Genomic DNA, 20,260 nt, shown 5'->3' on the forward strand with positions numbered 1-20,260 from the left:
CAACGGAAGCTGCGATGGTAGGTCTATCCCAGCATGGCGTCAAAGCCCTCAACTAAACCGTGGCGTAGTGCCAGGTGGGTAAGCTCTACATCAGTAGCGACCTCTAGTTTGTCAAATAGCCGATAGCGATAGGTGTTCACTGTTTTGGGACTAAGGTGCAAGCGGTCTGAAATATCCTGGACGCGCTGGCAATTTACAATCATAAGGGCGATTTGTAGCTCACGATGCGACAGGTGTCTAAACGGATTGTCTTCGTCAGTAAAATGGGAAAGCGCCAACCGCTGGGCGATTTCTTGGCTGACATAGCGCTTTCCGTGAAAGACTTGGCGGATAGCGTCGGTCATTTCTGACGTGTCAGCCCCTTTGCTGAGGAAGCCAATCGCACCCGCTTCCAGCATGAGCCGTAACGCACTATCTTCAATGTGAGCGGTTAATATGAGTACTTTGACGTCTTCCATTGTTCTATGGATGCGGCGAGTAGCTTCGAGTCCGCCAATGCCCGGCATGCGAATATCCATCACGACAATGTCAGGCTTTAAGCGACGGCATTGAGCCACTGCGCTTTCGCCATCGTCGACCTCACCTACGACTTTAATATCGCACTCTTCGTTTAGCAGATGAGCAATGCTGGTTCTCACTAGGTGATGATCATCGGCGATTAAAACTTTGATCAAGGTGCAGGCTCCTGCATGAAATCATCGTAGTGGTGGGCGTAAGCCGCGTTGCATGATATAGAGTGCCACAGCTCTAACCAAAGGAGAATTTAGTTGATAGTTGTTCATGATTAGCTTGACGCTGAGCAAATTACTGGCGTAGTATCTCGCCGCTGCTCAATGAGTGGTTTGAAAAAGCGGCATGTAAAACTATGTGGGGCCTTAGCTCAGCTGGGAGAGCGCAACACTGGCAGTGTTGAGGTCAGCGGTTCGATCCCGCTAGGCTCCACCATTTTACAGGCCCACAGAATCCAAGAAAACGCCTCGTTACCAGTAACGAGGCGTTTTTTTATGCTTATCATTTTCAATTGATAGTTCGTGCGAGGGTGCATGCGAGAGTACGTGTGAGAGTGCGTGCTGTTGGGCATTCGCGTAACTGAAAGCCTGTGTTAAAAAGCACGTACCCTCAGGTGTTACTCGTTGGCAATTCTGCCAAGCAGCAAAAATTCGATTAACGCCTTTTGTGCATGCAGGCGATTCCCCGCTTCTTGCCACACGACAGCGCGTGGATCGTCCAATAAGGTAGTGCTGATCTCTTCGCCGCGGTGGGCAGGCAGGCAGTGTAGGAAAAGCACATCAGGTTGTGCGCTATCGAGCATTGCCTCAGTGACCTGGAAGCCTGCAAAGTCTGCTTCGCGCTTAGCTTGTTCTTCTTCCTGCCCCATGGATGCCCACACATCTGTCGTGATCAAGTCGGCGTCTTTGGCAGCCTCGTGGGGGTCGTGAAGCAGCGTTACGCAGTCCCCGGCGGCTTCCATAATGTCAGCGCGGGGTTCATAGCCTTTAGGGCAACAAACGCGCAGTTTGAAACCAAACTGACGGGCGGCATTAATCCAGGAGTGGCACATGTTATTGCCATCACCTACCCAAACAGCCGTGCGTCCTTCTACACTGCCACGCAGCTCGGTCCAGGTCATCACATCTGCTAGCAATTGGCAAGGATGGTAATCGTCACTTAACGCGTTAATCACAGGCACGCTGCTGGCGTTGGCATAGGCTTCTAAGCCTGCGTGTGAAAAGGTCCGAATCATTACCGCATCAACCATTTCGGACAGTACGCGGGCGGTGTCTTCAATCGGCTCTCCACGCCCTAGTTGGGTGTCGCGGGGAGAGAGGAAGAGGGCGTGACCGCCGAACTGCGCCATGCCGGTTTCAAACGACACACGGGTGCGAGTCGATGATTTTTCAAAAATCATCGCCAGCGTGCGGTTAGGTAGCGGCGTATAGATGGGGCCGTTAGCCTTGAGCTCGGTTTTGATCTTAATCGCACGCTGAATCAGGTACGCCAGCTCATCTGGGGTTAAATCCAGCAAGGTTAAGAAATGGCGTGTCGCCATGATGATATCTCTCCGCGCAAAAACACTATCCTAGCGATGCGGCGGGGGATGCGCAACGCGCTCGGCATGCGTAGAATGACGACCCACACGGTAAGGCCGAGTAGTTTGCTCAAGTATTAGGTTGCACAGCAACAAAAGGTAATCTTCGGCTTGAAGGGTTAAAGCTAGTTAACGAATTGCGTAAACTGGCGAGATAACATCACTTGTTTTAGGAGCACATCATGAGTACGACTGCCGAAAATATTCAGCGCCAAATTAGTGAAAACCCCATTCTTATCTACATGAAAGGTACCCCGCAGTTGCCGCAGTGTGGTTTTTCTGCACAAACAGTGCAGGCGCTGATGGGCTGCGGTGAGCGTTTTGCCTTTGTTAACGTGCTGGATAATCCAGATATTCGCGCTGAGCTACCAAAAATTGCTAACTGGCCGACCTTCCCCCAGCTTTGGGTGGAAGGCGAATTGGTTGGCGGCTGCGATATCGTGATCGAGATGCATCAAAGTGGTGAGCTCGAAAAGCTGATCAAAGAAGCTGCCCAGCGTGCTGGCGCTGCTGAAAGTGACAACAACGCTTAACGTTTATTGCCCAATGCCGCTTGGTCTAGTGGACTGCTAGTCTATTGGGCTGAGCGGTTGGCGGGCTGCAGCGCAGCCGCTAGAATGGTGTCCTTTTCGCATCGACAGTTAGCCCGCCAAAGGAAGTAATGCTCAATGAGCTATCAGGTTCTGGCCCGCAAATGGCGGCCGCGTACATTCCACGAGCTCGTGGGCCAGGCCCATGTTCAGCGCGCCTTGGTCAATGCGCTCGACCAAGGCCGTCTTCACCATGCCTACCTATTTACGGGTACTCGCGGGGTGGGCAAGACCACCCTTGCGCGTATCCTGGCTAAATGCCTTAACTGCACCGCCAATGGCCGCGGTAATGAAGGCATTACCTCGACGCCTTGCGGTCAGTGCGACAGCTGTCGCGCGATTGATGAAGGTCGGTTCGTTGACTTGATCGAGGTCGATGCTGCTTCGCGGACAAAGGTTGAAGATACCCGAGAGTTGCTTGATAACGTGCAGTATGCGCCAACGCAAGGGCGCTATAAGGTGTACCTGATTGACGAGGTACACATGCTGTCGACCAGCAGTTTCAATGCGCTGCTTAAAACGCTGGAAGAGCCGCCACCCCACGTGAAGTTTCTGCTGGCCACCACAGATCCGCAAAAGCTGCCCGCTACCGTCCTATCCCGCTGTTTACAGTTCACGCTTAAGCATATGCCCCCTGAACGAGTGGTAGAACACCTAACCTATGTGCTGGGGGAGGAAGGGGTCGAGTATGATGAGAGCGCTCTGTGGCTGCTAGGTAAGGCCGCGGAAGGTTCTATGCGCGATGCAATGAGCCTGACCGATCAAGCCATTGCCTTTGGCCAGGGTGCGATTCGCCATGCGGATGTCGCTGCCATGCTGGGTACCTTGGATCATCGCCATGTGTTGGCGCTGGTAGAAGCATTGGCTGATGTGGACGTTCAGCGACTGCTAGCCGAGGTTGCTCAGTTATCGGAGCAGGGGCCTGATTTTGCAGCAGTATTGGATGAATTAAGTGCGGTTTTGCATCGCTTGGCCGTGGCGCAGATGGTGCCTGATGCCGTTGATAATAGTCACGGTGATCGAGCGCTTATTCAACAGCTGGCGAGCCGCTTTACTGCCGAGGATATTCAACTCTATTACCAGATCGGCATTCAAGGGCGCGGCGACATGGTGCATGCACCTGATCTGCGCAGTGCGCTAGAAATGACGCTATTGCGAATGCTGGCGTTTCGCCCCCAGGGGGTGCCAAAGCCTGCTGCCACGCCGCTTCCGCTGCGCCGAGAACCTTCCAGTGACACTGTTTCCCAAACAGCGGTGTCGCATGAGCCTGTCTCTCCTGAACCTGCTGCTCAGGTAGCTGCATCTGAGGATAGCTACGCACCTGAACCAGTCTCTGCCCATGAGCCAGCGGTAAAAAAGCCTGAGCCTGCGCTGCCGAGCAATCAGGCCAAAACGCCTGACTCAGCCGCGGTGCAGGCGAGTGCTGCCCCGGGTGCAACTGACGAGTTAAGCGCGCCTGACGCTGTTTCATCAGAGCAAGCGCCACCCTGGTCGCTTGACGAGGTGGAGAGTGCCGCCATGCTTTCTTCAGAGCCAGAGCCAGAGCCAGAGCCAGAGCCAGAGCCAGAGCCAGAGCCAGAGCCAGAGCCAGAGCCAGAGCCAGAGCCAGAGCCAGAGCCAGAGCCAGAGCCAGAGCCAGAGCCAGAGCCAGTTTCCAGTGAGGTGCCTGCCAATGCTGCTAGCAGCCAGGTCGCTGCTGACGATCGTCTAGACCATGCTGGGTGGCTGGCATGCTTCAGTGCCCTTGGGTTAGGCGGCCTTACCCGTAATTTGGCAGCGCACTGTCAGCTTGAAAGCGATGATGGCCACACTATGGTGCTGCGGCTTGACCCTGGGCAATCCGCTATGCAGGCCGATGTTCACAATGGTCGTATTGAGCGCGCGCTAAGTAGTTATGGGCTGCCTCGGCGAATCGAGTTTACGGTGGCTGACTTAGCGCCTGATCTTGAAACTCCCCGCCAGCAGGAAGAGCGTCAGCAGAAAGAGCGCCACTCGTTGGCTGTTGATCTATTACACCGCGACCCCAATATACAGAAGCTACAGCAGGCATTTGGGGCTACTCTCATTGAGTCAACCGTTAAACCCGCGTCTGACAAGCGTTCTTAGCCGCTGACGATTGACTCGCGATGCTTATTTTTATTCCTTCAGGAGATAACCGCATGTTTAAAGGTGGAATGGGCAACATAATGAAGCAAGCCCAAGAGATGCAGGAAAAGATGCAACAGATTCAAGAAGAAGCTGCTAAAGCGGAAGTCCATGGCGAAGCGGGCGCCGGTATGGTGAAAATCACCATGAACGGCCGCCACGATGTTACCAATGTCACTATTGATCCCAGCGTTCTTGAAGAAGACAAAGAGCTGCTGGAAGATTTGCTCGCCGCTGCCGTGAATGATGCTGTTCGAAAAGTGGAAGCAAACTCCAAAGCGAAAATGGAAGAAGCGACGGCAGGCTTGAACTTGCCGCCCGGCTTTAAGATGCCGTTCTAAACATGCGCTTCTCCCCGCTTGTTGAGCAACTGATGGACGCTTTTCGCGTGTTGCCGGGCGTTGGGCCAAAAACGGCCCAACGCATGGCCATGCACCTGTTAGAACGCGAGCGCCCAGGAGGGCAGCGGTTGGCAGCGGTAATTCAGCAGGCCATTGAAGAGGTCGGTTATTGTCAGCGCTGCCGTACGTTGACCGAAGCAGATATCTGCGCGCTGTGCGAAAGCCCCCGTCGTGATGATGCGCTGCTGTGTGTAGTCGAGTCGCCTGCTGATCAGCTTGCTATTGAAGAGGCGGGTGGCTTTCAAGGGCGTTACTTTGTATTGCATGGTCACCTTTCTCCGCTGGACGGCGTCGGCCCAGATGCCATTGGATTGGATCTATTGGAAAGCCGCGTCGCAGAAGGCAACATTCGCGAAGTAGTGCTTGCCACCAATCCCACCGTAGAAGGCGAAGCGACAGCGCACTTCATTGCCGCCCAACTTGCTCACTACGGTGTCTCTTTTTCGCGACTCGCCTATGGTGTTCCTATGGGAGGGGAGCTTGAGTATGTAGACGGTGGTACGCTAAGCCGCGCCTTTAATGGTCGCCAGCCTTTCGCCAGCGATTGACCTTATAAAAAAACGCAAGCGCTTTTGCGATTGTGCCAACCCGGAAGTTTGCTTTGTCCTCTTTAGCCCCCTCGTTGTATCAATGGATTGATAGTGCCGACGCCTTAGATGCTGCATGCGAGCAAGTCGCCGGTGCCAGTGTGATTGCCCTAGATACTGAGTTTTTCCGTGAAAACACGTTTTTTCCGGTGCCAGCGCTTATTCAGTTCACCACCGGTGACATGGCGTATTTAGTGGACCCGTTGAGCACGCCTTGCACCGCTGCTTTTCGTGATTTGTTGCAGAATAGTGCCATCAAATTACTGCATGCCTGTAGCGAAGACCTCGAGGTGTTCCAGCACTGGGCCGGCGTATTGCCAGCACCGCTTATCGATACGCAAGTCGCTCAGGCTTTTTTGGGAGAAACTCCCGGCATGGGCTATCAAAAATTGGTAGAGCACTGGATGGGGGAAACGCTGCCTAAAGAGGAGACGCGTTCCAACTGGTTAGAGCGCCCCTTAACGCCCTCCCAGTGCGAATATGCGGCGTTAGATGTTATCTATTTGCTGAAGGTTTGGGGGCTTCAAGCGGAGAAGCTTGAACAACTGGGGCGGCGCGAATGGCTTGACGATGAGTGTGCCAGTCTTATCGAGCAGGCAGGTCGCAGCGTAGAGAGCGATGGCCAATGGTATACGCGCCAGCGGCAGTTGTGGCGCCTTGATCCTCGCCAGCTTGAAGCCTACCGCTTAATGACCATCTGGCGGGAAGGCGAAACCCGCCGTCGGGATTTGCCGCGTAATTGGTTGGTTAGCGATAAGTTGTTGTTCGCGGTGGCTGAAAAAATGCCTAAAAATCGTTATGAGCTAGCAGAAATTGAAGGGGTTAAGCCGCCCCTGGTTAAAAAAGAAGGCGATACGCTGCTGTCGCTGGTGAAACAGGCTCAGCATTGCCCCGAAGGTGATTTACCGGCGCGCTGGCCAGACCCGATGCATCCTGTGTTTAAGCGGCGCTTTAAAGCACTTAAAAAAGTAGTGACGGAGAAGGCTGCTGAGCTACAAATAGCGCCCGAGATGTTGCTGCGGCGGCGAGATATTGAGGCGCTTGTGATGCAGCGGCTTGCTAACCAGCCATTAACCACTCCTGGCGGCTGGCGTGATGCCTATTTAACTCAAGAAATTCATCAGGCGCTTGAGGAGTTGTCGTAATGAGCGAGAAACTGCTTTGTGAGATTTTAAAAAGCTCACGCAAAGACGAGATGTATCTCTACATAGACAAACAGAAAGGGTTGTCATCCGTGCCCGACGCATTGATGGATACCTTCGGTAAGCCGGTGCCGGTGCTTACAATGATACTGACTGCCGATAAAAAGCTGGCTCGAGTGAACGCTGCTGATGTGATGGATGCAATCCAAGAGCAAGGCTTTTACCTGCAAATGCCGCCTGCGAAAGAAGCCTATTTGCTGGATGTTCACCGCGCTCAGGCGGCTAACCGCGAATGAGCGTTATGAGCTTCTTACCATGAACGTTCTGCCATGAGCGTTTTGCCATGAACTTTCTTGCCCATGCTTGGCTTGCTCATCCTGGTAGTGATGAGTTTCTGTACGGAAATCTGATTGCTGACGGCGTGAAGGGGCAAGACTTAACGGCTTGGTCGCCAGATGTTGCTAGCGGCATACGTCATCATCGCCGCGTGGATGCCTGGATTGATCGGCACCCAAACGTTTTAGAAGCAAAGCGGCGCGCGCCACACGCTCAGCGGCGTTATGTCGGTATCGCGTTAGATATCGTGTGGGATCATTTTCTTGCTCGTCAGCAGGCGGGAGAGCAGCAGCACCAGTTAATCGAGCGCTGCTATCAGTTGTTACAGGCTTGGCCTGCGCCGCAACGGTTGTCTACCATGATGCCGTTGATGATTAAGCATGACTGGCTGCACCGTTACGCTGATTTTGACTTTACCTGCCGTGCAGTAGCAGGCATTGGTCAGCGGCTATCGGGGCCGAACCGCTTAGCAGAGTTAGTGCCTTGGCTTTACGAAGACTATCCATGCTTAGCGGCCGACTTCGCAGTGTTATGGCAAGAGTGTCGTGCCACACTAACCAGCAGCGGTGGTGCTGCGGAGAGTGGGAGTTATTCAGACATGTTGAAAGTAAAGGGAATCAATGATGGTGGCGGCCATGCGTGAGCGCTTCTGGGAAAGATACTCGCTAGAAGAATTAACGCCCCAAGAGTGGGAGGCGTTATGCGATGGCTGCGGCCAGTGTTGCTTGTTGAAGCTCCACGACGATGAAACGCAAGAATTAGCGGTGCTTAACGTTGCCTGTCGGTTGCTGGATATTCACAGTTGCCAGTGCAGTGACTATGAAAATCGCTTCGATAGCGTACCCGACTGTACACAACTGACGCCTGAGCTCGTCAAAGAGTTTACCTGGCTGCCGCACACATGTGGCTATCGGCGTGTTGCTGAAGGGCGCAAGCTAGCAGGATGGCATCCGCTGCTGAGTAACGATGCTGAGCGCGTTCACCGGAAGGGCGTCAGCGTAAGAAGCTTTGCGGTTTCCCAAGATGACGTGCCCGAGCGCCTTTTGGAAGAGCATATTATCGCTGTATTGCCGATGTCTTAAACCTAACAGTCGCCCTCCCTGGCATGCTCACTAACCGCTGGCTAACGGTAATAACGTTAGCTGGCGGTTTTGCTTTTTGTACTATCCCAAATGGTTAAAAACGCTTCTTTAAACGGTGAGGGCTGTGGCTTCGCTGTGGCTTCTCGCGTCGCCGCTTGATCGGTTGGCGCTGTTGTCTTTGGCGGGGTATCCCAAATTGTTGGAAACTGTTCCTGATAGCTCATGGTCTGCTCCTGATTTTGTGAACTAGGCGTTTGTCTATAAAACTTATAGGTAGTATGACGTAAAAAACACTTTATGGAAAACATTTCCATAAAGTGTTTTTTCACAAAAAAAGCAGCGCCTGGGCGCTGCTTGAATGTTATTTTCGAGCTGTCGGCTATTTCTTGATAAGCAACTATTGCGCTTGCTTTGCCGCGTCCATAGGGGCTAGCCCGAGTGCCCACAGGATAAATGCGTCTTGGCGAGCCGTATCTCGCCAAGCTTTGAACCTGCCGGATGCGCCGCCGTGGCCGCTGGTCATGTCGGTGTGAAGCAGTACAGGAGCATTGCCTTGCTGTGCCTCGGTAACGCGGGCATAAAATTTGGCAGGCTCCCAGTAACTAACACGAGTATCAAACCAGTTGCCCTCTATCCATAGCGCTGGGTAGTGCTGGGCGCGTATGTTGTCGATAGGTGAGTAGCCAGCGATACGCTCGGCGACTTCTGGGTCTTCAGGATTGCCCCACTCACTATATTCGGCGGTGGTAAGCGGTAACTCTGGGTTCTGCATGGTACGGAGCACATCCAGAAACGGCACCTCCAATACCGCTGCGCAAAATGCCTCAGGTTTACGATTGACGCAGGTGCCGACTAGCAAACCGCCTGCGCTTGCCCCGCAAGCCACGATCCGTTCTGGCTGGCTAAGCCCCTCGTTTACTAGCGCCTCTCGGGCAGCTAAGAAGTCGTTAAAGCTATTCTCTTTATGAGCCATTTTGCCATTTAGATACCATGGTTCGCCTCGCTCACCGCCGCCGCGTACGTGGGCGACTGCAAATGCTGCGCCACGCTCCAGTAGTTCGAGCCGAGCAATTGAGAACCAGGGGTCAAGCGCTTCACCATAGGCGCCGTAACCATACAGCAGCGTGGGCAGTGGTTGGCCGGCTAAGTCAGCGCGCATGACAATGGATACTGGCACGCGTTCGCCGTCAGCGCTGGTTGCCCATATGCGCTGGCTGACTAGTTGATCAGGCAGCAGTTGGCCGTAAACGGGGACTTGCTTTAGCAACGTACGTTCACCGCTATCCAGGTTTAGCGCGTACCAGCTGGGAGGGCGAGTGAACGACTCTTCGCGTAGATGTACGGTATTTGCATCAAAGTGTGGCGAATCTTCTAGCAGCTGCGAGCAGGGCGTTTCAGGTAGTTCGATATGCTTATCTAGTGTGAGGTTGTGATCTTTATCTAGCACTAAGCGGCGTAACATAACCTGGGCATCGCGATGGCTTCGCTCGGCGATGATTAGCCCCCATTCAAACGCATCGATCCCTTCTAGGGTAGTGTCTTCACGGTGAGCTATCAGCGACTTCCACTCGGGAGCAGGGTTGCTTTGTTGATCAGCGCGTGTGAAGTCGAGCTGAAAATGCGGGCCTGCGAGATTTTGTAAGCGATAAAACGTACCAGGGCGATGATCAATGCTCACTTCAACCCCTGCCTGGCGGGCATGTAGGCACATCGGGGAAGCATGGGGCTGATCTGCCGGCACGGCATGGATTTCTGTTGTATCTTTCGAACCGCTTTCAATCAAAAGCCATGCTTTCGAGCGCGTTTTGCCAATCCCAATCCAGAACTCCGGATCGTTCTCACGCATTACTAAGGTTGGTTCAGTAAGGCGCTCTGGCGTTGAAAACGGTATCCATACACGCCAGATGGAGTCCGGGCGCTGAGTGTCATCAAAGCGTGTAAATAGCAGCGTTGCGCCGTTGGTTGTCTCATCCTCTGCCCAGCATACGCTAGCGCCAATATCGCTTAGTAGTTGCTGAGGTTTGCCGTTGGGGAGTGCTTTTAACCACAGTGTGAAGCGCTCGTCGCCCTGGGTATCTTCCGTCCAGGCGAGCCACTGTTCATTCGGGGACAGTGCCATGTCGCCCATGTCATAAAAAGGCTGATCGGCGGCACGTTCACGTACGTCAAGAAAGCACTCGTCAGCACCGGGTTGGCCGTTAGGGTGGCGCCACCAGCAAGGGTAATCATCCTCGGCGGCGGTATTGCTCCAGAACGTAAAGTGGTCAAGCGCTGTCTTAAGGCTGGTTATTGCCAATTCACGACGCGCTAAGTGGTTTTGATAAAGTGTTTCAGCAAGCGGCCGTAAAGGAGCAAACCATTCATCATGCTGATGGTTGGCGGCTTCTAAAAAAAGCGATACGTCAGGCGCATCACGCTCTTCTAACCAGTGCCATTCTGGAGAATTAGCGCGATAATAATGTGTGACAGGCGAGCCTTCGTGCTTATCAGGCTGTGCTTTCATAAATTGATAGGTACCATAACGGGAAATCAACGTCGGGTGTCTCCACCCACATGAGGGGTATTATGCTGTTTGAAGACTCAATGTCACTGCTGTGGTTAAGTTATTACGTTCTTTCACTGATCGTGCTGGTCGCTGTCTACTTTGCGCTAGCATTTTTGCCTCGCCTACCGCGTTTGGTGATTACTTGGTGTGTGGCGGGAGCGATGTGGATGCCTGCAGGATATCAGTTACCGTTGATAGAAGAGGGTGAGTTCTATACCGGCTGGGCACCGGCTGCCATGGTGTCTGCGGTTGCTTTTCTTGAGCATAGCACCAGTGCACTACGTGGTGGTTTACTGTGGTTGATTTTAGGCATTGCCTTAGGCGCATGTGTTGGCATTGCCCTGTGGTGGTGGCGTAGGCCAGAACCTTATGATGATGTGTCTCAGCATCAGTCCCAGGAAGAAGATCCTCAGCCAACCCGACGCCAGGAACCAGTGATTAACTAATGCGAGTACAAGGCGCGATGATGGAGCTAGCCGATGTGTGAGTTACTAGGCATGAGCGCCAATGTTCCTACCGATATTTGTTTCAGCTTTTCCGGCTTTTTACACCGCGGCGGGGGCACCGGCCCTCACCGCGATGGGTGGGGCATCGCATTTTACGAGGAGGGCGGTTACCGTGAATTTCGTGACCCCCACCCCTCGGTTAATTCCCCGATAGCCCGCTTAATCTGTGAATATCCTATCAAGTCCAATGTAGTGATTAGCCATATTCGCCAAGCAAATGTAGGCGGCGTACGGCTGGCAAATACACACCCATTTACCCGTGAAATGTGGGGGCGGCCCTGGTGCTACGCCCATAATGGCCAATTGAGCGATTGGCAAAAGTTGCCATTAGGTACGTACACCCCGGTAGGTAACACAGATAGCGAACACGCTTTCTGCTGGCTAATGGGCGAACTGCGTCGTTGTTTTCCCACGCCGCCTGCGTCTCCTGAATCATTGTGGGAGCGTTTGCACGGGCTATGTGAAGAGTTGCGCGGACTAGGCGTTTTTAACCTACTGTTATCTGATGGCGTTTACTTATACAGCTACTGCTCGACCAAATTGGCTCATATCACACGACGCGCGCCCTTTGGCGAGGCGGAGCTGTCCGATGCAGAGTTGACGGTTAATTTTATCGAGCATACGACGCCTAACGATATTGTCTCTGTGATTGCCACCGAACCACTTACCCAAAATGAAGCGTGGCAGCGAATGGTTCCAGGCGAATTATTGGTATGGCGCGAGGGAGAAATCAAAGCGAGCTACGGTCATAGTAAACAGGATGACGACATAGCGTGAGCGACAGCAACAGGGCAGTGCTTTAAGCTAAAGTTGAAACGCCAGTTTCAATCGATCGTTTTACAGCGTGCTGCCTGTCGTATATGGTTGGCTCTTTTAGGCTTGCTAGTTAGTCACGCACAATAACAAGGTCGGTCAAATATCGACACGGATAGCGGAGATTGCCCATGAGCGAACACGCCAATGCCCACGTACTACGTGGCCCAGCGCTTGAAGGCTTGGATCAGTACAACTCAGTCACGGATGTCTTTCATTCAGCGGTTAAACGTTTTGCCAACAAGCCGGCATTTAGCTGCATGGGTAAAACCCTAACGTTTGCCGATCTTGATCGCCTGTCTGCCAATTTTGCAGCTTGGTTGCAGCATGAAACCGACTTAGTTCCTGGAGACCGGATCGCCATTCAGTTGCCTAACGTGCTGCAGTTTCCTGTGGCGGTGTTTGGTGCACTAAGAGCGGGGCTCGTGGTCGTTAATACCAACCCGCTTTACACCGAGCGGGAGATGGCGCACCAGTTCAAAGACTCAAATGCCAAAGCCATTGTGATTTTGGCCAATATGGCGGATAAGCTTGAGAAAGTTCTGGATAAAACGGATATCCAACACGTCTTGGTTACCCAGCTTGCCGATCTGCACGATGTGCCGAAGCGTTGGCTAATTAACGCCGTTGTTAAGCACGTTAAAAAGATGGTGCCTGCCTACTCGCTACCCACCGCTGTTGGCTTCCGCGATGCACTGAAAAAAGGCGCGTCGTTACATCATACCGAGGTGCAACGCACCATGGATGATGTGGCTGCACTGCAATACACCGGTGGCACCACCGGTATGCCTAAAGGCGCGATGCTGACCCACCGGAACCTAGTGGCCAATATGCTCCAGGCGCGTGCCGCTATCGGTGAACACTTGACCGATGGCGAAGAGCTGGTAATTGCGCCACTGCCGGTCTATCACATCTATACGTTTACCGTTAACTGTTTATTCCTGATGGAAACAGGCAACCACTCGCTATTGATTACTAATCCTCGTGACTTACCTAGCTTTGTCAAAGAGCTTAAAGGCTTGCCGTTTACCGGGTTTATTGGTCTGAACACACTGTTTAATGCGCTGTGTAACCGAGATGACTTTAAGCAGCTCGATTTTTCCAAGCTGAAACTGACCATTTCCGGCGGTATGGCACTGACTAAAGCGGCGGCTCAGCGTTGGGAAGAGACAACGGGGTGCCCGATTGCAGAGGGCTATGGGCTAACGGAAACATCGCCCATTGTTAGCTTTAACCCCACAAACGCTATACAGCTGGGCACCATTGGTAAACCAGTGGCTGGTACCTCAGTGAAGGTAATTGATGCTGACGGCAATGATGTTGCAATGGGGGAGCCTGGTGAGCTTTGCGTGCAAGGGCCTCAGGTAATGAAAGGCTACTGGCAGCGCGATGATGAAACCCGCAATTCTATTGATGAAAACGGCTGGTTCCATACGGGCGATATTGCTGTTTTGCAAGATGATGGCTACATCAAGATCGTTGATCGTAAAAAAGATATGATTTTAGTATCTGGCTTTAATGTCTACCCAAATGAAATAGAAGATGTAGTGGCTGCGCATCCAGATGTGTTGGAGTCTGCAGCAGTGGGTGTGCCAGATGAAGGTGCTGGAGAAGCGATCAAGCTATTCGTTGTTTCCAAAAACAGTGAGTTAGACGCTGAGACGCTGCGCAAGTGGTGCAAAAAAGAGCTAACTGGCTACAAAGTTCCGAAGTACGTAGAGTTCCGTGATGAGCTTCCCAAAACCAACGTTGGTAAGGTGCTGCGTCGACAGCTCCGCGATCAGGAAACAAGCAACGCTTAAGCGCTTAATGAGTTCACTAATAGGTGGCTGTTAGGCGTCCTGTTATCGAAGGCGTTACAATAGTCGGCCCACTCATGCAGTGGGCCGATTTTATTCTGAGATGGAAACCGAGCCTAACGTGACCACCGACACGCAAACTTCCCATGCTGACGCCCAGAACGCTTATCCACTCACCGCATTAGATGAGGAGATAAGGCACGTTATGCTGCGTGATGCACAGCAGCTAGCGCGTCGTGTGGCAGGCCTTAAGCGGCGTCAACGAGACAGAAAGCCGATCGACCACGGTGTCCAGCAGGTTCAGCGCGACCTTGAAAAAGCTAAGCGGCTGCTTGCTAACCGTGAAGCACTGAAGGTGGCACTGGACTATCCTGCCGAGTTGCCTGTAGTAGAACGACGAGAGGATATCCTAAACGCTATCCGCGACCATCAGGTAGTAGTCGTGGCGGGGGAGACAGGGTCGGGTAAAACCACTCAGTTGCCTAAAATTTGTCTAGAGCTTGGCCGTGGGCGTAAAGGGGTGATTGGGCATACCCAGCCACGTCGACTGGCAGCGCGTAGCGTTGCCGGGCGGTTAGCGGAAGAAATGAGCGTGCCGCTGGGTGAGCAGGTGGGCTACCAAGTGCGCTTCAATGATCAAAGCTCCCCGAATACGCTCGTAAAGCTGATGACGGACGGTATCCTGCTGGCAGAAACGCAGCACGATCCTTTGCTGCTGCGTTACGACACGCTGATTATTGATGAGGCGCACGAGCGCAGTCTTAACATCGACTTTTTGCTGGGGTATTTAAAGCGCCTGCTGCCGAAACGTCCTGATCTAAAAGTCATTATTACCTCAGCCACCATTGATGTAGATCGTTTTGCTGCCCATTTCGGCAGTGCCAACGCGCCTGCGCCGGTGGTTGAAGTCTCTGGCCGCACTTTTCCCGTCGATGTACATTACCGCCCGCTGGCGCGTAGCGAAGAGGATGAGGATGACCGGACACTGCAAGAAGGCATTTTGCACGCAGTGCGCGAAATCGAAACCATCGAGCGTGAGAAAGGCTGGCTGCATGGTCCACGCGACGTGCTGGTGTTTTTACCCGGGGAGCGTGAGATTCGTGAGACAGCCGATTCGCTGCGACGGGCCGACTTAACCGGCACCGAAATATTGCCACTCTATGCTCGGCTTTCCAACGAAGAGCAAAATCGTGTCTTCGCTTCCCACAAAGGGCGGCGAATTGTGCTGGCTACTAACGTTGCTGAAACCTCGCTCACGGTACCGGGAATTCGCTACGTTATTGATCCTGGCTTGGTGCGTATCAGCCGCTACAGCTATCGGGCGAAAATACAGCGGCTACCGATTGAGCCGATTAGCCAGGCCAGCGCCAATCAGCGTAAAGGCCGCTGTGGCCGTGTTGCGGAAGGGGTATGTATTCGTCTTTATGATGAAGAGGATTTCCTATCGCGGCCAGCGTTTACCGACCCAGAAATCCAGCGCACCAATTTAGCGTCAGTCATCCTTTCCATGCTAGCGCTGAAACTTGGCAGCATTGAGGCATTTCCCTTTGTCGACCCGCCCGATAGCCGATTCGTAAAAGATGGCTTTCGTTTGCTGTTTGAGCTGGGAGCGGTAGACGACCAGCAGCGCCTGACCCCGCTGGGCCGCAAGCTCGCTAAGCTACCCATCGACCCACGCCTAGCGCGCATGGTGCTGGCAGGTGCCGAACGAGGCAGCCTGCGCGATGTGTTGATTGTGGTATCGGCTTTGGCGATACAAGACCCTAGAGATCGGCCTGCTGACAAACGCCAAGCGGCGGATCAAGCCCACCAGCGCTGGCATGATCCCGATTCTGATTTCGTTGCGTTGTTAAACTTATGGCATGGCATCGAAAATGCCCGCGCGGCTCTCTCAGGCAACCAACTACGTCGCTGGTGTCGCGAGCACTATATTAACTATCTGCGCATGCGCGAATGGCATGACACGTTCCGTCAATTGCGTCAGCTGCTGCGCGATATGGACATCGACGTGCCCGCACCGCTGCCCAGAGATGAAGACGAAAGCGAAGAGCAGGCCAAGCAGGCACGTCGTAAAACGTCAGGAAAACTGCACCAAGCACTGTTATCTGGGCTGCTTTCTAACCTGGGAACACTGCTGGAAAACCGTGAATACCTGGGCGCGCGTAATCGTAAGTTTATGATTCACCCCGGTTCAGGGCTGGCGAAAAAAACGCCGAAGTGGGTAATGGCGTTTGAGCTGATTGAAACCACTAAATTGTTCGCCCGTACAGTGGCGAAAATTGACCCCCAGTGGATTGAGCCTCAAGCGCAGCACTTGATAAAAAGCAGCTACAGCGAGCCGCACTGGGAAATGAAACGTGCCCAGGTAGTTGCGTTCGAGCAAGTAACGCTGTTTGGTCTGCCTATCGTTGCCCGTCGCCGCGTGCATTATGGCCCTATTGCTCCCCAAGAGTCCCGCGAGCTGTTTATTCGTCGTGCGTTAGTGGAAGGCGAATTTCAGACTAGGGGTGAGTTTTTTGCCCATAACCGAGCGCTGATTGAAGAAGTCGAGGCACTCGAAGATCGTGCACGTCGGCGCGATATTCTGGTCGATGAAGAGACGTTGTTTGCTTTTTATGATGAACGGCTCCCTTACGATATCGTTAATGGCAAAGGGTTTGAGCACTGGCGCAAACAGGTGGAGCGTGAGTCTCCTGACTTATTAAAATTCAATATTGAGGCACTTAAAGCACGGGATGCCAACGACGTGACTCAGGCGCAGTACCCTGACCACCTAACGTTGGCAGGGGTTGCCTATCCGGTTAGCTATCACTTTGATCCTGATGCAGAAGATGATGGCGTTACGCTGACCGTACCTGCCGCTATGTTGCCTCAGTTGCCCGTGCATGCCCTGGAGTGGTTAGTGCCGGGGTTGCTGCGCGAAAAGTGTATTGCGCTACTTAAATCCCTGCCGAAAAGCATTCGTCGTCAAGTTGTCCCCATTCCCGACTGGGTCGATGCGGCACTGGAAATGCTTGTGCCTGATCAGCGCCCACTGACCGAGGCGCTTGGCGAGTTTATTCGGCGGCGAACGGGTACGCGGGTACATCCTGATGACTGGCGGCTTGACCTGCTAGCACCACATTTAATTATGAACGTGCGCGTTGTTGATCACGCTGGTAAAACGCTGGGCCAGGGGCGTGACGTACGTGCCCTGGAAAGGCGCTTTGAAGAAGCCGCCAGTAGGGGAGCCCAGGCATTAGCAGAACAGGCTAATCAGGCCCCAGCGCTTGAAAGTCTGCCTAGTGAGCCGCTCCCTGAATCTCGGGTGACGACCCAGGCGGGGATCCGTGTCGAAGCTTACCCAGCACTGGTGGCAGAAGATTCACGCTTCAAAGTGGCACTTTTCGACCATCCCGCCAAGGCAGCGGCAGCGCATCAAATGGGTGTGGCCCGTTTGGCGATCTCACAACAGCCGGGTCAGGTGAAAGCTATTAAGCGTTTGCCTGGCGTGGAAAAATGCGCATTGTTGTTTGCGAAGGTAGGAAACAAAAATGAGTTGGTTGATGATCTTTTGCTGGCGGTGTTTACTCAAGTAGTGGCTACGCATCCTCTGCCACGCTCTGAGAAAGCCCTTAAGGAGCGCTTGCAAACTTCTGAAGAAAGCTTGTTAGCGCATGCCCAAACACTGTTAACGCATGTTGAGGCGGCGCTGAAGGGGCACTTGGCAGTAACCAAAATTTTAAAAGGGAAGCTCAATTTTGCATTGGCGCTTGTTTACAGCGATGTCAGCGCGCAGATGAAGCGATTGGTTTACCCCGGTTTTATTCGCGATGCAGGTGAGTGGTTAACGGAGTATCCTCGTTATACAGAGGCTGCATTAATCCGGCTGGAAAAAGCCGCGCGCGAGCGAGGGCGCGACCAAATGCTGATGCACGATGTCCAAGCATTAGAAACGCGTTTCGACGCGCGCCGAAAAAGCGAACGCAGGGGCGACGCAGAAGACCCAGAGTTGGTGGCATTTGGTTGGTGGATTCAGGAGCTCCGGGTGTCTCTGTTTGCCCAGCAGTTGGGTACTAAAATGCCCGTTTCTGTGAAGCGCCTAGAAAAGCGTTGGGAAGAGCTTATTAGCGTTTAACGCTTGTCGTAATACGATAATAGGCTTACGTAGTTAAGCCAATGCACCAAGATGACAACATCGATTGACAGCCAGCGACTCTCAGTAAGCCGCTAAAAGGAGAAAGGCATGACACATGTGGTGATTACCGGTACAGGACTTTACACGCCGGAACACGCCATTGATAACGCGTCGTTGGTGAAAGCATTTAACGCGTGGGTAGACAGCCAAAATGCTCGGCATGCTGATGCAATCTCACGTGGTGAACGAGAGCCGTTGTCACACTCCAGTAGCGAGTTTATTGAAAAGGCATCTGGCATTAAAAGTCGTTATGTGTTGGATGCCTCAGGAATTCTTGACCCAGCGCGAATGCGGCCTAAACTGCCACAGCGTAGCAATGATGAACCGTCTATTCAGTGTGATATGGCTACCCAGGCGGCACAACAGGCATTGGCAGCAGCTAACGTCGATGCCGCTGACATCGAGCTTGTCATCGTAGCGTGTTCGAACCTAGAACGTGCCTACCCAGCTGTGGCTGTCGAAGTTCAGCGGGCGTTAGGCACCAGCGGTTACGGTTTCGATATGAATGTAGCCTGTAGTTCAGCCACATTTGCGCTTGAAACAGCGGCCAATGCGATTGCATCTGGTAGCGTAAAGCGGGCTCTCATTGTAAACCCAGAGATCTGTTCGGCACATCTCAACTTTACAGATCGCGATAGCCACTTTATTTTTGGCGATGCTTGTACAGCAATGGTACTGGAAAGCAGTGATTGCGCTGTGTCTGATGAGCAGTATGAAATATTAGGTACGCGTCTAGTGACGAAGTTCTCTAATGCGATTCGTAATAACGCAGGTTTCCTTAATCGCGTTACCGACAGTGACCCGCTGGCGCTGGATAAGTTATTTGTACAAGAAGGGCGGCGGGTGTTCCGAGAAGTGTGCCCTATGGTTGCTCAACTGATTTCGAGCCATTTAGCTTCTCTAGAACTTTCTGGAAGCGATTTGAAGCGCATGTGGCTGCATCAGGCTAATCAGCACATGAATGACCTGATTGCGCGGAAAGTGCTAGGTGTGGAACCTAGTAAAGCGCAAGCGCCCATTATTCTTGATCGCTATGCTAATACCAGTTCGGCAGGATCGATAATTGCCTTTCACTTGCATCGTGAACAGTTAGAAGGTGGTGATATTGGTGTGATTTGTTCGTTTGGCGCAGGTTACAGTGCCGGTAGTGTTGTTATACGTCGTCAATAACAGGGCTTTGGATTAATTTTTTTAGGCGTGAAATGCGACGAACTGCACGCCACACATGTTGAAAGAGGAGCTACCATGCTTGGGTTGTTAGCAAAGCACAAAAGCGCGTTTAGCTGGCGCTACAAGGGATTGCCTGTCTTGCTGCTAGCCGTATTAAGCATGAGTGGGTGTGCTAGTTCAGGGGGGAATGTTGGCGAGCAAGTCCACCCTGAAGATCCTTGGGAAGGGTTTAACCGTCGCGTGTTTGCTTTTAATGACGTGTTAGATCGCTATACGTTAAAACCAATAGCTAAAGGTTACCAGACGGTTACCCCCGACCCCGTACAAACTGGGGTAGGTAATTTTTTCTCTAACCTGCGTGACGTGCGAACCGCATTAAACAGTTTGCTCCAAGGCAAGCCCGCTAATGCAGGGCTTGCGACGTCGCGCTTTTTAATTAACTCGACCGTTGGCATAGGTGGGCTATTGGATTACGCCACGTTGATGGAAATCAATGCTGATAGGGAAGATTTCGGTCAAACGTTGGCGGTATGGGGATGGGATGACTCGCGCTATTTGGTGTTACCATTGCTCGGTCCTGGAACGCTACGAGATACCGCTGGGTTGCCCTTTGATATTGCTGCTCACCCTATTACCTATCTGGATGACCATACACTTAGGGCTGGTTTGACGGCACTGGATATTGTCCAAATTCGCGCAAGGCTACTGGATCAGGAAGCGTTAATTAGTGGCGATCGTTATCGCTTTGTTCGTGATGCCTTCTTACAGCGCCGTCAGTTTGAGATTAGTGATGGTGAGCTTGGGGATGACCCGTTTGCTATGGACGATTTTGAATTCGACGATACCGATTTTGGTGACGACGATTTCGCCGATTGAGG

At 52.8% G+C, this 20,260-nt stretch carries 18 protein-coding genes and 1 tRNA gene; 15 read left to right on the forward strand and 4 right to left on the reverse strand.

Annotated elements, in window-relative coordinates; all coding sequences use genetic code 11:
* Positions 1-23: 23 nt before the first annotated feature.
* Positions 24-674, reverse strand: coding sequence for a UvrY/SirA/GacA family response regulator transcription factor (gene uvrY / locus K7H08_RS17485; protein WP_038482893.1), 651 nt, complete (start codon positions 672-674; stop codon positions 24-26).
* A 195-nt stretch (positions 675-869) separates the two neighbouring features.
* Between uvrY and K7H08_RS17490 the strand changes: the two genes are divergently transcribed.
* Positions 870-945, forward strand: a tRNA-Ala gene (locus K7H08_RS17490).
* Positions 946-1,126: 181 nt separating this feature from the next.
* Here the strand turns inward: K7H08_RS17490 and argF are convergent.
* On the reverse strand, positions 1,127-2,050 hold the full coding sequence (gene argF, locus K7H08_RS17495) for an ornithine carbamoyltransferase (protein WP_038482896.1): 924 nt from the start codon (positions 2,048-2,050) through the stop codon (positions 1,127-1,129).
* Between the two features lie 221 nt (positions 2,051-2,271).
* On the opposite strand from argF, the gene grxD reads away from it, so the two are divergent.
* From grxD to K7H08_RS17535, 8 genes are all read left to right on the forward strand, one after another.
* Positions 2,272-2,622: a Grx4 family monothiol glutaredoxin gene (gene grxD / locus K7H08_RS17500; protein ID WP_038482899.1), complete on the forward strand. Its 351-nt coding sequence runs from the start codon at positions 2,272-2,274 to the stop codon at positions 2,620-2,622.
* 135 nt (positions 2,623-2,757) lie between these two features.
* Positions 2,758-4,785, forward strand: coding sequence for a DNA polymerase III subunit gamma/tau (dnaX, locus tag K7H08_RS17505; protein WP_231658628.1), 2,028 nt, complete (start codon positions 2,758-2,760; stop codon positions 4,783-4,785).
* Between the two features lie 53 nt (positions 4,786-4,838).
* Positions 4,839-5,165 (forward strand): YbaB/EbfC family nucleoid-associated protein, encoded by a 327-nt coding sequence (locus tag K7H08_RS17510; protein ID WP_038482905.1) that lies wholly within the window; start codon positions 4,839-4,841, stop codon positions 5,163-5,165.
* Between the two features lie 2 nt (positions 5,166-5,167).
* The gene (recR, locus tag K7H08_RS17515) at positions 5,168-5,773 is read left to right on the forward strand and encodes a recombination mediator RecR (RefSeq protein ID WP_198350141.1); all 606 of its coding nucleotides are present in this window, start codon (positions 5,168-5,170) and stop codon (positions 5,771-5,773) included.
* Between the two features lie 53 nt (positions 5,774-5,826).
* Complete coding sequence (gene rnd / locus K7H08_RS17520) at positions 5,827-6,957, forward strand: ribonuclease D (RefSeq protein WP_231658629.1); 1,131 nt, start codon at positions 5,827-5,829, stop codon at positions 6,955-6,957.
* Positions 6,957-7,250 carry a YcgL domain-containing protein gene (locus K7H08_RS17525; protein ID WP_038482913.1) on the forward strand — a complete coding sequence of 98 codons (294 nt, stop codon included), beginning with the start codon at positions 6,957-6,959 and terminating at the stop codon, positions 7,248-7,250. Before rnd ends, K7H08_RS17525 begins: the two co-directional genes overlap by 1 nt.
* A 47-nt stretch (positions 7,251-7,297) precedes the next feature.
* Positions 7,298-7,933: an acyl carrier protein phosphodiesterase gene (locus K7H08_RS17530; protein ID WP_231658630.1), complete on the forward strand. Its 636-nt coding sequence runs from the start codon at positions 7,298-7,300 to the stop codon at positions 7,931-7,933.
* Entirely contained in the window at positions 7,914-8,372 is a 459-nt protein-coding gene (locus K7H08_RS17535; protein WP_038482916.1) for a YcgN family cysteine cluster protein, read from the forward strand. The genes K7H08_RS17530 and K7H08_RS17535 overlap by 20 nt, the downstream gene beginning before the upstream one ends.
* Positions 8,373-8,428: 56 nt before the next feature.
* On the opposite strand, the gene K7H08_RS17540 is transcribed toward K7H08_RS17535, so the two are convergent.
* Positions 8,429-8,596: a hypothetical protein gene (locus K7H08_RS17540; RefSeq protein WP_167457126.1), complete on the reverse strand. Its 168-nt coding sequence runs from the start codon at positions 8,594-8,596 to the stop codon at positions 8,429-8,431.
* 173 nt (positions 8,597-8,769) lie between these two features.
* Complete coding sequence (locus K7H08_RS17545) at positions 8,770-10,875, reverse strand: S9 family peptidase (protein WP_231658631.1); 2,106 nt, start codon at positions 10,873-10,875, stop codon at positions 8,770-8,772.
* 62 nt (positions 10,876-10,937) lie between these two features.
* Here K7H08_RS17545 and K7H08_RS17550 point away from each other — a divergent pair, with 62 nt between their 5' ends.
* The 6 genes from K7H08_RS17550 (at position 10,938) to K7H08_RS17575 (ending at position 20,258) form a co-directional block, all read left to right on the forward strand.
* Positions 10,938-11,363, forward strand: coding sequence for a hypothetical protein (locus tag K7H08_RS17550; RefSeq protein WP_231658632.1), 426 nt, complete (start codon positions 10,938-10,940; stop codon positions 11,361-11,363).
* Positions 11,364-11,396: 33 nt separating this feature from the next.
* Positions 11,397-12,200, forward strand: coding sequence for a class II glutamine amidotransferase (locus K7H08_RS17555; RefSeq protein WP_231658633.1), 804 nt, complete (start codon positions 11,397-11,399; stop codon positions 12,198-12,200).
* 167 nt (positions 12,201-12,367) lie between these two features.
* On the forward strand, positions 12,368-14,038 hold the full coding sequence (locus K7H08_RS17560) for an AMP-binding protein (RefSeq protein WP_120387210.1): 1,671 nt from the start codon (positions 12,368-12,370) through the stop codon (positions 14,036-14,038).
* A 100-nt stretch (positions 14,039-14,138) separates the two neighbouring features.
* The gene (gene hrpA, locus K7H08_RS17565; protein ID WP_231658634.1) at positions 14,139-18,152 is read left to right on the forward strand and encodes an ATP-dependent RNA helicase HrpA; all 4,014 of its coding nucleotides are present in this window, start codon (positions 14,139-14,141) and stop codon (positions 18,150-18,152) included.
* A gap of 108 nt (positions 18,153-18,260) precedes the next feature.
* On the forward strand, positions 18,261-19,382 hold the full coding sequence (locus K7H08_RS17570; protein WP_095602253.1) for a beta-ketoacyl-ACP synthase III: 1,122 nt from the start codon (positions 18,261-18,263) through the stop codon (positions 19,380-19,382).
* A gap of 75 nt (positions 19,383-19,457) precedes the next feature.
* Complete coding sequence (locus K7H08_RS17575; protein WP_038482932.1) at positions 19,458-20,258, forward strand: MlaA family lipoprotein; 801 nt, start codon at positions 19,458-19,460, stop codon at positions 20,256-20,258.
* Positions 20,259-20,260 lie beyond the last annotated feature (2 nt).

Origin of the sequence: Halomonas sp. IOP_6, assembly GCF_021151565.1 — a bacterium.
Taxonomy (GTDB): domain Bacteria; phylum Pseudomonadota; class Gammaproteobacteria; order Pseudomonadales; family Halomonadaceae; genus Vreelandella; species Vreelandella alkaliphila.

Bases quoted from the DNA above. Each gene is read 5' to 3' on its own strand.
- argF (WP_038482896.1), bottom strand. From the start codon at position 2,050: ATGGCGACACGCCATTTCTTAACCTTGCTGGATTTAACCCCAGATGAG.
- grxD (WP_038482899.1), top strand. From the start codon at position 2,272: ATGAGTACGACTGCCGAAAATATTCAGCGCCAAATTAGTGAAAACCCC.
- dnaX (WP_231658628.1), top strand. From the start codon at position 2,758: ATGAGCTATCAGGTTCTGGCCCGCAAATGGCGGCCGCGTACATTCCAC.
- K7H08_RS17510 (WP_038482905.1), top strand. From the start codon at position 4,839: ATGTTTAAAGGTGGAATGGGCAACATAATGAAGCAAGCCCAAGAGATG.
- recR (WP_198350141.1), top strand. From the start codon at position 5,168: ATGCGCTTCTCCCCGCTTGTTGAGCAACTGATGGACGCTTTTCGCGTG.
- K7H08_RS17525 (WP_038482913.1), top strand. From the start codon at position 6,957: ATGAGCGAGAAACTGCTTTGTGAGATTTTAAAAAGCTCACGCAAAGAC.
- K7H08_RS17530 (WP_231658630.1), top strand. From the start codon at position 7,298: ATGAACTTTCTTGCCCATGCTTGGCTTGCTCATCCTGGTAGTGATGAG.
- K7H08_RS17535 (WP_038482916.1), top strand. From the start codon at position 7,914: ATGGTGGCGGCCATGCGTGAGCGCTTCTGGGAAAGATACTCGCTAGAA.
- K7H08_RS17540 (WP_167457126.1), bottom strand. From the start codon at position 8,596: ATGAGCTATCAGGAACAGTTTCCAACAATTTGGGATACCCCGCCAAAG.
- K7H08_RS17545 (WP_231658631.1), bottom strand. From the start codon at position 10,875: ATGAAAGCACAGCCTGATAAGCACGAAGGCTCGCCTGTCACACATTAT.
- K7H08_RS17550 (WP_231658632.1), top strand. From the start codon at position 10,938: ATGCTGTTTGAAGACTCAATGTCACTGCTGTGGTTAAGTTATTACGTT.
- K7H08_RS17555 (WP_231658633.1), top strand. From the start codon at position 11,397: ATGTGTGAGTTACTAGGCATGAGCGCCAATGTTCCTACCGATATTTGT.
- K7H08_RS17560 (WP_120387210.1), top strand. From the start codon at position 12,368: ATGAGCGAACACGCCAATGCCCACGTACTACGTGGCCCAGCGCTTGAA.
- hrpA (WP_231658634.1), top strand. From the start codon at position 14,139: ATGGAAACCGAGCCTAACGTGACCACCGACACGCAAACTTCCCATGCT.
- K7H08_RS17570 (WP_095602253.1), top strand. From the start codon at position 18,261: ATGACACATGTGGTGATTACCGGTACAGGACTTTACACGCCGGAACAC.
- K7H08_RS17575 (WP_038482932.1), top strand. From the start codon at position 19,458: ATGCTTGGGTTGTTAGCAAAGCACAAAAGCGCGTTTAGCTGGCGCTAC.